This is a genomic window from Pseudactinotalea terrae (genome assembly GCF_009733845.1).
Lineage (GTDB): Bacteria > Actinomycetota > Actinomycetes > Actinomycetales > Beutenbergiaceae > Pseudactinotalea > Pseudactinotalea terrae.
Genome location: NZ_WNXZ01000005.1, coordinates 1 through 11,938 on the forward strand (window position 1 = coordinate 1; position 11,938 = coordinate 11,938).

At 68.0% G+C, this 11,938-nt stretch carries 11 protein-coding genes; 3 read left to right on the forward strand and 8 right to left on the reverse strand.

Annotated elements, in window-relative coordinates; all coding sequences use genetic code 11:
• Positions 1-540: 540 nt before the first annotated feature.
• From GPA03_RS15435 to GPA03_RS15455, 5 genes are all read right to left on the reverse strand, one after another.
• Positions 541-1,509, reverse strand: coding sequence for an NAD-dependent epimerase/dehydratase family protein (locus tag GPA03_RS15435; protein ID WP_241681330.1), 969 nt, complete (start codon positions 1,507-1,509; stop codon positions 541-543).
• Between the two features lie 38 nt (positions 1,510-1,547).
• On the reverse strand, positions 1,548-2,822 hold the full coding sequence (locus tag GPA03_RS15440; protein WP_156252947.1) for a nucleotide sugar dehydrogenase: 1,275 nt from the start codon (positions 2,820-2,822) through the stop codon (positions 1,548-1,550).
• 198 nt (positions 2,823-3,020) lie between these two features.
• Positions 3,021-4,883 carry a polysaccharide biosynthesis protein gene (locus tag GPA03_RS15445; RefSeq protein ID WP_241681331.1) on the reverse strand — a complete coding sequence of 621 codons (1,863 nt, stop codon included), beginning with the start codon at positions 4,881-4,883 and terminating at the stop codon, positions 3,021-3,023.
• Between the two features lie 192 nt (positions 4,884-5,075).
• Positions 5,076-6,656, reverse strand: coding sequence for a 2-succinyl-5-enolpyruvyl-6-hydroxy-3-cyclohexene-1-carboxylic-acid synthase (gene menD, locus GPA03_RS15450; RefSeq protein ID WP_241681332.1), 1,581 nt, complete (start codon positions 6,654-6,656; stop codon positions 5,076-5,078).
• Positions 6,657-6,753: 97 nt separating this feature from the next.
• Positions 6,754-7,713 carry an o-succinylbenzoate synthase gene (locus GPA03_RS15455; protein WP_277755243.1) on the reverse strand — a complete coding sequence of 320 codons (960 nt, stop codon included), beginning with the start codon at positions 7,711-7,713 and terminating at the stop codon, positions 6,754-6,756.
• 129 nt (positions 7,714-7,842) lie between these two features.
• Between GPA03_RS15455 and GPA03_RS15460 the strand changes: the two genes are divergently transcribed.
• Together GPA03_RS15460 and GPA03_RS15465 are read left to right on the forward strand one after the other, a co-directional pair.
• Complete coding sequence (locus GPA03_RS15460; RefSeq protein ID WP_156252948.1) at positions 7,843-8,103, forward strand: DUF6458 family protein; 261 nt, start codon at positions 7,843-7,845, stop codon at positions 8,101-8,103.
• Between the two features lie 25 nt (positions 8,104-8,128).
• Complete coding sequence (locus tag GPA03_RS15465; RefSeq protein ID WP_162458395.1) at positions 8,129-8,887, forward strand: aminoglycoside adenylyltransferase domain-containing protein; 759 nt, start codon at positions 8,129-8,131, stop codon at positions 8,885-8,887.
• Position 8,888: 1 nt separating this feature from the next.
• On the opposite strand, the gene GPA03_RS15470 is transcribed toward GPA03_RS15465, so the two are convergent.
• Positions 8,889-9,452, reverse strand: a complete 564-nt coding sequence (locus GPA03_RS15470) for a metallophosphoesterase family protein (RefSeq protein ID WP_241681333.1) — start codon at positions 9,450-9,452, stop codon at positions 8,889-8,891.
• A 157-nt stretch (positions 9,453-9,609) separates the two neighbouring features.
• Here GPA03_RS15470 and GPA03_RS15475 point away from each other — a divergent pair, with 157 nt between their 5' ends.
• Positions 9,610-10,569: a 1,4-dihydroxy-2-naphthoyl-CoA synthase gene (locus GPA03_RS15475; RefSeq protein WP_156252950.1), complete on the forward strand. Its 960-nt coding sequence runs from the start codon at positions 9,610-9,612 to the stop codon at positions 10,567-10,569.
• 45 nt (positions 10,570-10,614) lie between these two features.
• Here the strand turns inward: GPA03_RS15475 and GPA03_RS15480 are convergent, their stop codons facing one another.
• Both GPA03_RS15480 and GPA03_RS15485 read right to left on the reverse strand, forming a co-directional pair.
• Positions 10,615-11,022 (reverse strand): four-helix bundle copper-binding protein, encoded by a 408-nt coding sequence (locus tag GPA03_RS15480; protein WP_156252951.1) that lies wholly within the window; start codon positions 11,020-11,022, stop codon positions 10,615-10,617.
• 192 nt (positions 11,023-11,214) lie between these two features.
• Positions 11,215-11,829 carry a DUF305 domain-containing protein gene (locus GPA03_RS15485; RefSeq protein ID WP_156252952.1) on the reverse strand — a complete coding sequence of 205 codons (615 nt, stop codon included), beginning with the start codon at positions 11,827-11,829 and terminating at the stop codon, positions 11,215-11,217.
• Between the last annotated feature and the right edge of the window lie 109 nt (positions 11,830-11,938).

The window sequence follows — 11,938 nt, forward strand, 5'->3', positions numbered from 1 at the left end:
GGGTCAGCGAAGGTAGCGTCAAGCACGTCGAGGTCTTCCAGATGGGCAGCGTGAGAACTCCCATCATCGGAGGACCTCGACCCACGCCTGGCTCAACCCGCCGCTACACCCTCAACTGCGAAGAGCCCCGTAACGTCGGGCACGTCGAGGTCCTCGAGACTGGATCAGTGGTTGGCGCTTCTGATCCTCGGGGACCTCGACCCCTACCCCTCGGCTACCGCGCCGACAACCCGCTCCCTACCGAATGTCCCAAGAGCCGCTAACCCCCACCGGATGTCCCAAGAGCCTCACAACGAGCAGATCAGCAGATCGCTCGACGCCTCCACGTGCACGACGCCCAGGCCTAGTATCAAGTCGCAGCGCGGGCACGGGTCAGAAGAAGTGGTGCGGCAGCGTACCCCGTAACGTCAGGCACGTCGAGGTCCTCGAGACTAGATCAGTGATTGGCGCTTCTGATCCTCGGGGACCTCGAAACCTACCCGCGCGCTGCCGCGCCTTCAGCCCCGCTCCCCACCGATGTCCCAGAGCCGGTTGACCCCCTCATCGGCCTCCGTGACGGGCGGATTCAGGCGCGACGACGCCGCGCATCCACCGGTACGTTGCCTCTAGTCCGGAGGCCAGCTGAAATGGAACGATTTCGGGAAACAGGTTCCGGAGGGTAACGTTCTCAGCCTGTGAGTGCGGTACGTCTCCCGCGCGAGGTGCACGGAAACGCACATCGAACTCGGTGCCCGCAATGCTCCGGATTTCCTCTACCAATGCTAGCAAGCTGGTGTTCGTGCCGTACGCTAGATTCACTGGCTCGTCGCAGTGGACACGCCGAGCAGCCGCCGAAAGGAGGACATCGCATACTGTTTCGACATAGGTGAAGTCGCGAGAATTCGATCCGTCTCCGTTTATCCATACGGGCTCGCCACGCAGAATGGCGTCCAGCCAGGTCGGAACGACAGCGGCGTACGCATGGCCAGCACGTTGGCCCGGCCCATAGACGTTAAAGAACCGGAACGCGAGCGTCTCAAAGCCGTACGATTGCTGATATGCAAGGGTGTACTGTTCAGTCGCGAGTTTCGTCACAGCATAGGGGCTCATGGGTCGAACCCACTCGCGTTCACCCTTCGGAAGAGCTGGATTCATCCCGTAGACGGAACTGGATGATGCACTCACAACGTGGGTCACGCTGTGTCTGCGCGCTTGGTCCAACAGCGTCAGCGTGCCGGTGGCGTTGGCGTGGTGGCTTCGCATCGGATCCTGGATACTCCGCGGAACGCTACCCAGAGCCGCAAGATGGATGATGGAATCCATTCCCCGGACGGCGTCGCCCACGGCACTTTCCTCTAGAAGCGACGCCTCCCGAAGGTCTACGTCGAGACCATCTAGATTGTCACGGAAGCCCGTAGATAGATCGTCGAGCACTCGCACTTCGTGGCCAGCGGCTAGCGCCATCCTAGCGAGGTTGTGCCCGATGAAACCCGCACCGCCGGTTACAAGAATTCTCACGATGTCCCGCATTCTTCAGAGAGAACTGATTATTGACGACACGCAGACGACTATAGACGAAGGTCGGAGTCCTTTCTCGGCAGTATGCTCTTGAGGTCGAAGAACACCTGCGACTTCTTGCCCCACCTCTTGACCGCGGCGGCGCCCTGTATCTGGAAGTCGCGATGCCCCACGGCAAGGATGATGCCGTCATAGGTATCGGCCTTTGGTTCACGCAGCATTTCTAGGCCGTACTCGTGTTTGGCCTCAGCCGGATCGACCCAAGGATCATAGACATCGACTTCGATCCCGTAGGACCTCAACTCGTCGATGATGTCGACAACACGGGTATTCCGAAGGTCTGGAGTATTTTCCTTGAAAGTGAGTCCGAGAATGAGAATGCGCGCATTGCGTAGATCTATGCCTTGCTTAACCATGGCGCGCACCAGTTGTCCCGCCACATACTCACCCATCGAGTCGTTCAGACGCCGCCCGGCGAGGATGATCTCCGGATTGTGCCCAACTGCCTGCGCCTTATGAGTGAGGTAATAGGGGTCCACTCCGATGCAATGACCTCCAACGAGGCCGGGCTGGAAACGTAGGAAGTTCCACTTCGTTCCGGCGGCCTCGAGCACATCCTGAGTGTCGATCTCCAGTTTGTTGAAGATCATAGCCAGCTCGTTGATTAGCGCAATATTGACGTCTCTCTGGGTATTTTCGATAACCTTTGCTGCCTCCGCCACCTTGATCGAGGGTGCCTTGTGGGTGCCCGCGACTACGACAGAGGCGTATAGGGCGTCAATGAAGTTGGCGGCTTCGTCGGTCGAGCCGGACGTGACCTTGGTAATCGTCTCGAACCGATGCTGCTTGTCGCCCGGATTGATCCGCTCTGGGCTGTAGCCGACCCAGAAGTCTTTGTTGAGGCGTAGCCCAGACAACTCCTCGAGCAGTGGGACGCACTCCTCCTCCGTGGCTCCGGGGTATACGGTCGACTCGTAGATGACCGTGTCGCCAGGACGTAGCGACGCCGCAACCGAGCGCGTGGCGGCAAGGACCGGACCTAGGTTAGGTGTCTTGTGCTCGTCGATTGGCGTTGGAGTCGTGACGATGTAAACGTTCACGCCGTCCAAGGAAACCGGGTCGCCGCTGAAAGTCAGTTGGATCGCCGCGCTCAACTCTTCACGGCTCAGTTCGCGCGTTCGATCGTAGCCTTGCGCCAACTCTGCGATTCGCGATTCGTTGATGTCGAACCCAAGGACCTCGTATTTCTTTGCAAAGGATACGGCAAGTGGCAGACCGACGTATCCTAGTCCTATGACGCCTATCGTTACCTCGCCTGGGCTCATGCCTTGCTCGCTTGCCCTACTCACCATGGCGCGTCTTGCTCCCGTCCAGTTCTATAATTCCTGCGCCCAGGGGCACCGATCATAAGGCCGGCCACTCCGACTGGACCTCCCGCACGAGGACATGCCCAGCGCATGCCTCAAGGCGGTCGCCGCTCGCGGATTCGCCGTCAAGGCGAGAGTGGTGGTGCCGGTCACCCTTCACCTCACCGGCAACCCGTTGACGAACAGCGGGCCGATCGGAGCGGTGGCGCTCCCGAGCACCTCGGTTTGCTCGTGCGCGACATCCGCGGAGTGCTCGCGGCGCCAGTGGCTGTCCCACCGCTGCCGGTCGAGGTCTTCAGGCGCCAGCGGGGGCACCGTGGCGTGGGAGATCTTTGGGTGCACCATTGACTGCGCTGCCTCGTCCACGCTCACCAGGTCCTCGTGCAGCTTCTCGTGCGGTCGCAGCCCGGTGAACACGATCTCGATCCGCTTGCCGGACATCGAGATCATCCGCTTGGCGATGTCCAGGATGCGCACCGGCTCACCCATGTCCAGGATGAGGACCTCGGCGGGGCTCCCGATGGCACCGGCCTGGATCACCAGTTGGCACGCTTCCGGGATGGACATGAAGTAGCGGGTGATGTCCGGGTGTGTCACCGTCAACGGACCCCCGGCGTCGATCAGTGAGGCGAAGGTCGGCACCATCGAGCCCCGGCTTCCCAGCACGTTGCCGAACCGCACCGACAGATACCTCATCTTGGTGGAGTCCGCGAAGCTGGCGGTCAGCCGTTCGGCGACCCGCTTGGAGTGGCCCAGCACGCTCGTGGGGTTGGCCGCCTTGTCCGTGGAGATGTTCACGAAGGTCTCCACGCCCGCTGCCTCGGCCGCACGCAGCACGTTCAGCGACCCCACCACGTTCGTCTTCCACGCCTCGGCCGGGTACTGCTCCAGCATCGGCAGGTGCTTGAGCGCGGCGGCGTGGAACACCACCTCCGGCTGCCGCTCCCGGAACAACGAGACGATGGTCTCGGCATCCCGGATGTCCGCGAGCACCACCTCGGGTGTGCTCAGCAGACCGTGCCCATGCACCAGTAGCTGCACCTGCTGCAGCGCACTCTCGTCACGGTCGAGCATGATCAGCTCGCTCGGCTCCCAGTCCGCCACCTGGCGGCAGAGCTCGGCACCGATCGAGCCGCCGGCACCCGTGACCAACACCCGCCGGCCCCGCAGGTACCCGGCGATCGAGGCCACGTCGGTGTCGACCGGGTGTCGGCCCACGATGTCCTCGATGCTGATCGAACGCAGATCCTTGACCTGGCGGCGGCCCGCGAGCACGTCCGAGAACGGCGGCATCACCAGCACCTGCAGCCCGCACTGCATCGCGCGGTCGTTGACCTGGCGCAGGAATGCGGCGTCGGCACGAGCGATCGCGACCACCAGGTGTGTCGCGTCCGTGCGCTCCACCACGTCCTCAAGGTCCTCCAAGGATCCCAGGACCGGCACGCCATGGCGGATCGCCCCGCGCAGCTGCGGCGCGTCATCCACGATGCCCACCGCGCGGAAGGCCGACTCCGGGTCGGTCCGCATGCTCCGGACCAGCTGTGAACCGACTGCTCCCGCGCCATAGACCAGCGTCGCGTGAGCATGCTCGCCCGGCCGCTGCCCGCGCTCGAGGGCCAGTCGTTTGAGGTAGCGGCTCGCTGCCATCGCGACGAACGCGATCGGCGTCGCGATCAGCATCGTGCTCCGGGGCGCGCCCACCAGCGGACCCCAGAACAACATCGGAACGCCCACGGCGACCGCCGTTGCCGCTACCGTGCTCGTCAGGCCCACGACCTCGTCGAAGCTGCCGTAGCTGTATCGCCCCCGATACAGGGAGAACAAGAGCCCGAACACCACCTGCAGAAGCAAGGTGGCCGCCATCACGACGACGATTCCGAGGTTGTTGGCGGCAGGGATGCGGAACTCGAACCGCAGCCACACGGCCAGTGGCACAGCGATCGCCCAGACGATGAGGTCGACAGCGACCTGCGGCGCCACCTGCGCGATACGGCCGCGTAGGTAGAGCGTGCGAATCAAGTCGCGAACGAGGTCAGCGATCCTCTGCAAACGACCCTCCCGAACTCTCTCGCCGCGACACGCGCCTCCGTCAACGTTGCCTGGATGCGCGCCGAGAAGATGTTTCAGTGTGACATACACCAGCGACACCGCCTTCACCAAGCGCCGTGTTATTGCACACGCTTTCTTCACGTCGAGGCGTGAGGCCTGGCCTCAGGTGAGCAAGATCTCGACGACGGACCGCCCCGCCACGGGCTCCTCGAGCACCCCGGTGAGCTCCGCCGTCGTACGCACGAGTCGGTAGGAGGCGCCGAACCCGGCCGCGAGCGCCGCGATGTCCATCTGCTGCGCGGTGCCGAAGTAGCGCGAGTACACGGGCGCGTGTTCGGGGCGGCCGTGCTCGAGGGTGGCGAAGATGCCGCCGCCGGCGTCGTTGAGCACGATGACCTGCAGATCCACCTCCGGCTCGTGCACGCCGTGCGCCAGCCCGCCCACGTCGTGGAGGAACGTGAGGTCGCCGACGACGGCGCGCACCGGGGCGCGGGTCGCGAGCACGAGTCCGGTGGCCGTCGAGATCGTCCCGTCGATCCCCGCCAGCCCGCGGTTGGCGACCACCCGCGCGGGCGTGAACTCCGCCCCCGCGCCCGCGGCGAGGTCCGCGTACCGGACCGTGAGCGACGAACCGAGCAGCACGGTGTGCTCCTGGTCGGCAGCGAGCACCGCGTGGAGCACCCGGTGCCCGGTGAGCGCCTCACCCATGAGCAGCGGCCGCCGGCCGCGCTCCCCCGCCGCGCGCCAGTCCTGCAGCCACCCCTGGTCGGCGGTGCCGGTCGCCCTCACATCACCGGCGACGACCGCCGCCGCACCCGCCACGTCCACCCAGCCGGTGTCGAGCGACCCGACCACGATCGGGATGTCGGTACGAGCCAGCAGCGCCGAGACGTCACGGCTCAAGGTCGGCCGCCCGAGCACCACGATCTGCTCGATCTGCGCGCCGAGCTCCGCCAGCGCCGACCGGTACCCGGCGATCGCGTGGGGGCTCCGCCGCACACCCGAGGAGGGCTCGGCCAGCAGCGGCCAGCCCGCACCCTCGGCGAGCGCCGCGGCCTCCGCGCCGGCAGCGTCGCCGGCCACGACCACCCCGCGCCGGGTGCCGTCGACCACTGCGGTGCCACCGGCCCGCCGCGTGGCCGCGACCTGCGGGAACGGATCCTCGGGCAGTTCCCCGGGCTGCCATACCGCCGCCGGCGTCAGCGGGTCGCGGAAGGCGACGTTGAGCTGCACGGGCCCGGCCTCGCCCCAGCGGGCCCCGGTCGCGGCGACCACCGCCCGGGCGACGGCGGAACGCACGCCGCGCGGTTCGCCATCGAAGGCGGGGATCTCGACGGCGGCACGCACCGCCGCCCCGAACATGCCCGGCTGGTCGGTGGTCTGGTTGGCGCCGACCCCCCGCAGCTCGTGCGGCCGGTCGGCGGACACGACGATCAGCGGGAGCCGTGAGTGGTGCGCCTCGAGCACGGCCGGGTGCAGGTTGGCGACCGCGGTACCCGAGGTGGTGACCACGGCGGCGGGTCGCACGCGCGCGATCCCGAGCGCCACGAACCCGGCCACCCGCTCGTCGATCCGCACGTGGACGCGGAGCCAGCCCGCTGCCTCGGCGGCGGCGAGCGCGTACGCGAGCGGGGCGCTGCGGGACCCTGGCGCCAGCACGACGTCCTTGACGCCCTGGTTTACCAGGGCGGTGACGATCTCACGTGCCGCGAGCGCGGCCGGGTGCTCGGCCAGATAGCTCACGCGGGCTCCCCGATGGAACGAACCTGACGCTCGAGCGCCCGGCGGCGCCCACTGACACAGTTCAGGGCACAGCGAGCGTCAGCTTTGTTCCACACAGTCATCGCGCGCTCCCGACCACGGCGCGGATGCGGCGCTGCCAGCGGCGCTCGGTGTCGGCGTCGGCGTGCATCGCCTCGAGCGCCTCGGTGCTCGGGGTGACGCGGCGCACGGGGAGGTGCCCGTCGACCGGGAGCAGCGGCTCGTCGGTGACGTCGTGCTCGAAGAGCTGCACCGTGGCGAGCCCGCACGCGTAGGGCAGCTCGGGCAGCGCGGCTGCGAGCGCCACACCCGCGGCGATCCCCACCGAGCTCTCCAGCGCCGAGGAGACCACCACCGGCAGCCCCGTCTCCTCCGCGATCCGCAGCGCGGCACGCACCCCACCGAGCGGCTGCACCTTGAGGACCACCACGTCGGCGGCCTCGGCGCGGACCACGGCCATCGGGTCCTCGGCTCGGCGGATGGACTCGTCGGCCGCGATCGGCACCTCGACGGCGCGGCGCACAGCCGCGAGCTCCTCGACCGTGGCGCAGGGCTGCTCGGCGTACTCGAGCCCACCGGCAGCCCGGTCGAGCACGCGCAGGTGGGTCACGGCGGTCTCGACATCCCAGGCGGCGTTCGCGTCGACGCGGATCCTGCCCGCCGGCCCGAGCGCTGCCCGGACCGCCTCGAGCCGAGCCTGCTCCTCGGCCAGCGACTGCCCAGGCTCGGCCACCTTGACCTTCGCGGTGGTGCACCCACCGGAGGCACGCACGATCTCGGCCGCGCGGTCCGGAGCCACGGCGGGCACGGTCACGTTGACCGGGACCCGGTCGCGCAGCGGCTCGGGGAAGCCCTCGTCGGCCGCTTCCCGGGCAGCGGCCCACCACCGCCGCGCCTCGGCGTCGGAGTAGTCCCAGAACGGCGAGAACTCGCCCCAGCCGGCCGGTCCGTGCACCAGTACGCCATCCCTGGTGAGCAGGCCCCGGAAGCGCGACCGCATCGGCGTCGACCACACGAACGCACGCGGCAGGGAGGTCACAGGAGCAAGCGTATCGGGGGCCACGAAGCCCGCTCTCAGCGGCGTTTTGCCACCCCGAGGCGTGACCGCCGTGACTATGCTGACGAAACTGAGCGGTCACCCTGGCCGTCGCGACACAGGAGCAACACCATGGGTTATGGATTCGGAATCTTCCTGGTAGCCGCCGGTTTGATCCTCGCTCTCGCCGTGCAGGACCGGATCGAAGGTATCCAGCTCGGGATGATCGGTTGGATCCTCGCCGGCGCCGGCCTGGTGATCGTGCTGATCACCGCGATCCAGGCCAACGCGCGCCGTCGGGCGACCACCACCGCCACCACCGTCCAGCCGGATGGCTCGCAGGTCACCGAGCGCCGCACCACCGAGCGGCAGGACCCGCCGCCGGTCGCCTGAACCACCGCTGCTCGAGGCTGAGGACGTGGCGGTCGAGCCGACGCAGCTCCTGGAGGAGCTCGCCGCGGCCGTCACTGCCGCGCTGGGCGACGACCTGCTCAGCCTGACCGTGCACGGCTCCTACGTCGCGGGCGACTTCGAGCCCGACCGCAGCGACCTCGATCTGCTCGCGGTGCTCGACGCCGAGCCCGACCGGGCGATGCTGGAACGGCTGCGACCTCTCCACGAGAGGATCGCCGTCGAGCACCCCCGCTGGGCAGACCGGGTCGAGGTCGACTACCTCTCGCTCGAGACGCTCCGCACGCTCGCGGAGCGGCCAGGGCCGATGATCAGGATCAGCCCGGGTGAGCCGCTGCACCTGTTCGAGGCCACCCGGCACTACCTGATCAACATCGTCTCGGCGCGTCAGGACGGTCAGACCCTGCGCGGCCTGGATGTTCCCTCGCTCGTGCCGTTCGTGCCGAAGGACTCGCTGTTCCCGGTGATCCGGGAGCATGTCGAGAGCTGGCCGGCCTGGGTGCAGGATGCCCGCGGGCGGCCTGGTGCCCAGGCGTATGCAGTGCTCACCCTCTGCCGGGCCCTGCACCTCCTCGAGATCGGCCACCAGAGCTCCAAGCGGCAGGCAGGTGCCTGGGGCACCGCGCGGCTGCCGGAGTGGGCCGAGCTGATCGCGTGGGCGTCGGGCTGGTGGTACCACGGCGGCAGCGATGCCGACGGGGGTCGGTTCGAGGAGGTCGAGGCGTTCGTCCACGCGGTCAGAGACGAGATCGCCGGCACACGCTGAGCTACTGATTCCCGCGGTAACGGGCGGTGCGGAGCTCCACCTCCCACACGTCGGCCGTCGGCATCCCGAGCCGGTGGGCCACGGCCACCTCGGCGTCCACGTCGTAGGGCACCCGCACGAGGTGGAGTCCGAACGGAGCAGGCTCGGGGCTCTCGAGCGCGCCCTCGAGGATCAGGTAGCTGGGCGTCGGCTCGTCGAGCGGGTTGCCGCACGAGCCGGCGTTCGCCAGCGTGCGACCGTCGCGGGTCTCGACGTAGGCGTCGTGGATGTCCCCGTAGATCACGACATCCGGCTCGGGACCCGGCCCGGTCATCTCGGTGGCGCGGAACATGGCCTCGAACTCCTCGGCCGTGTGGTCGAAGAACACGCGCACGTGCGGGCTCTGCGCGGACGCGTGGAACAACCGCACCCGCCGCCCGCTCATCACCAGGTCGTGGCTCAGCGGGAGCGAGACCAGCCAGTCCTTGTGCTCCTGCCCGAGCTCGTCCCGCCACCACAGGAGCTCCGGGCTGCGGTCATCGCCGATGACCGGCAGGAACTCGTCCCAGTTCCCCCGGACTGTCACCTCGCACACCTCACGACAGCGCTCGACGGCGAGAGCTCCCCCGGTCCCTTGCCGGCCACGTCCCCGAGATTGATGATCCGCTCGATGCGGTCAGCCACCCAGGGCACGATACCGACGCCGCGCACGGCGACCCCGCGCGGCGGCCTACGCTGGCCCGGTGAACGACGTACTGGTTCCCGAGCAGGTCTCGGAGATCTTCGACCCGCAGCGCTGGCGCGACATCGACGGGTTCGACCTGACCGACCTGACCTACCACCGAGGTGTGAGCCGCGCCGGCGACGGAACGGTCGAGGATCTGCCCGTGGTGCGGGTCGCGTTCGACCGCCCCGAGGTCCGCAACGCGTTCCGGCCGCACACGGTGGACGAGCTGTACCGGGTCCTCGACCACGCGCGCATGAGCAGCGATGTGGCTGCGGTCATCCTCACCGGCAACGGGCCGAGCCCCAAGGACGGCGGCTGGGCGTTCTGCTCAGGCGGCGACCAGCGGATCCGCGGCCGCGACGGCTACCGCTACGCCGCCGACGGCGCCGACGAGACCTCCGCCGCCGTCGACCCGGCACGGGCCGGGCGGCTGCACATCCTGGAGGTGCAGCGACTGATGCGGACGATGCCCAAGCCGGTCATCGCCGTCGTGCCGGGATGGGCCGCCGGGGGCGGGCACTCCCTGCACGTCGTCGCCGATCTCACGATCGCGAGCCTCGAGCACGCGCGGTTCAAGCAGACCGACGCCAACGTCGGTTCCTTTGACGCCGGCTACGGCTCCGGGCTGCTCGCGCGGCAGGTGGGCGACAAGCGGGCCCGGGAGATCTTCTTCCTCGCCCGCGAGTACTCGGCCGAGCAGGCGGAGCGGTGGGGCGCCATCAACGAGGCGGTCCCGCACGCCGAGCTGGAGCGCGTCGCCCTCGACTATGCGGCGATCATCGCCACCAAGTCCCCGCAGGCGATCCGGATGCTCAAGTTCGCGTTCAACCTCGTCGACGACGGCATGGCCGGCCAGCAGGTCTTCGCCGGCGAGGCGACTCGGCTCGCGTACATGACCGACGAGGCCGTCGAGGGCCGGGACGCCTTCCTGCAGCGCCGCGAGCCCGACTGGTCAGGATTTCCGCACTACTTCTGATCGGCGCGCCTGCGCAGCTCAGAAGATCTCGGCACGCCGCGCGTGTCAGACCATGACGGCGAGCAGCTCACGGCACGCCGCCTCGCACGCCCGGCAGGCCTCGGCGCAGACGCGGCAGTGCTCGTGCATGCCGGCGTGCTGCTCGCACTCGTTGCCGCATGCCTGGCAGACGACGATGCAGCTCTCGAGCGCCGCTCTGACAGTGGCCAGGTTCTGGCCGGTGCGACGGCTGAGGATGTACCCGGTAGCCGCGCAGAGATCAGCGCAGTCGAGGTTGAGCCGGATGCAGCTGCGCAGGTCCGCGACCATGTCCTCAGCCAGGCAGGCGTCGGCACAGGCGGTGCAGGTCTGGGCGCATCGAGTACAGGCGGCGATGCAGTCGGCGAGCTTCGTGACGTCCAGACCCGCGGCGCCGTCGGGGTGTGTCTCGATCATTGAAGCGATGTGAGTCATCGGTGCGCTCCTTCTTCTCCGAGTCGATGGCCAGGGGTTGCCTGGCTACCGTCGACGCTAGCCCGAGCACCGGCTGCGGGACCGGTGTTCGAGCAGCCGTCACGAGATCAGGGACGCTGGCTTCGCGTGCACGACGGCGGGGTAGAGCCCGGGGCTGCCAGGCCCTACCCCGCCTGGGTCGGCTGGGTCGGATCAGCCGGTCGTGTCGCTGAGCGTGCCCAGGATCGAGCCCATCGTGGCGATCTCTGCCTCCTGGGTGGCGATGATGTCCTCGGCGAGTGCGATCGCGTCGGCGTTCTGGCCGTTGTCGACCTGCTCCTGCGCCATCGCGATGGCTCCTTCGTGATGCATGATCATCTGCTCGAGGAAGAGCCGGTTGACCTCGGCACCAGAGGCTGACTCGAGCTCGGCCAGGTCCTCGTCACTCATCATGCCGTCGTCGCTGCTCATGTCACCGTGGTCCATCGGCGCGGACGAGTCGACACCCCACTCGGTGAGCCAGCCGTTGAGCGTGTCGATCTCGGGGCCTTGGGCGGCCTTGATCTCCTCGGCGAGGGTGGCGACCTCGGTCATGGCTGCGTCGTTGGCCAGCAGGATGTCGGACATCTCGATGGCCTGCTGGTGGTGCGGGATCATCATCTGGGCGAACATCACGTCTGCTTGGTTGACGTCGGCGGCGATGCTGGTGGTGGACTGGTCGGTGCTGTTGTCCGTGCCAGTGGGGTCGTCGTTGCTGCACGCGGCCAGGGTGACCGCTGCCAGGAGGGCGCCGGTCGCCAGGACGGCGGTGCGGGTGTGTCGAGCCATGGGTGTACTACCTCTCGTATCACTGCTTGTGGTCGGCTGAGACGGCGCTGGTGAGCGCCTGGGGCCCGGAGCGTGGGGCCATCAGGGATGGCCGGGACGCCACGGAGCG

Bases quoted from the DNA above. Each gene is read 5' to 3' on its own strand.
- GPA03_RS15435 (WP_241681330.1), bottom strand. From the start codon at position 1,509: ATGCGGGACATCGTGAGAATTCTTGTAACCGGCGGTGCGGGTTTCATC.
- GPA03_RS15440 (WP_156252947.1), bottom strand. From the start codon at position 2,822: ATGAGCCCAGGCGAGGTAACGATAGGCGTCATAGGACTAGGATACGTC.
- GPA03_RS15460 (WP_156252948.1), top strand. From the start codon at position 7,843: ATGGGTTATGGATTCGGAATCTTCCTGGTAGCCGCCGGTTTGATCCTC.
- GPA03_RS15480 (WP_156252951.1), bottom strand. From the start codon at position 11,022: ATGACTCACATCGCTTCAATGATCGAGACACACCCCGACGGCGCCGCG.
- GPA03_RS15485 (WP_156252952.1), bottom strand. From the start codon at position 11,829: ATGGCTCGACACACCCGCACCGCCGTCCTGGCGACCGGCGCCCTCCTG.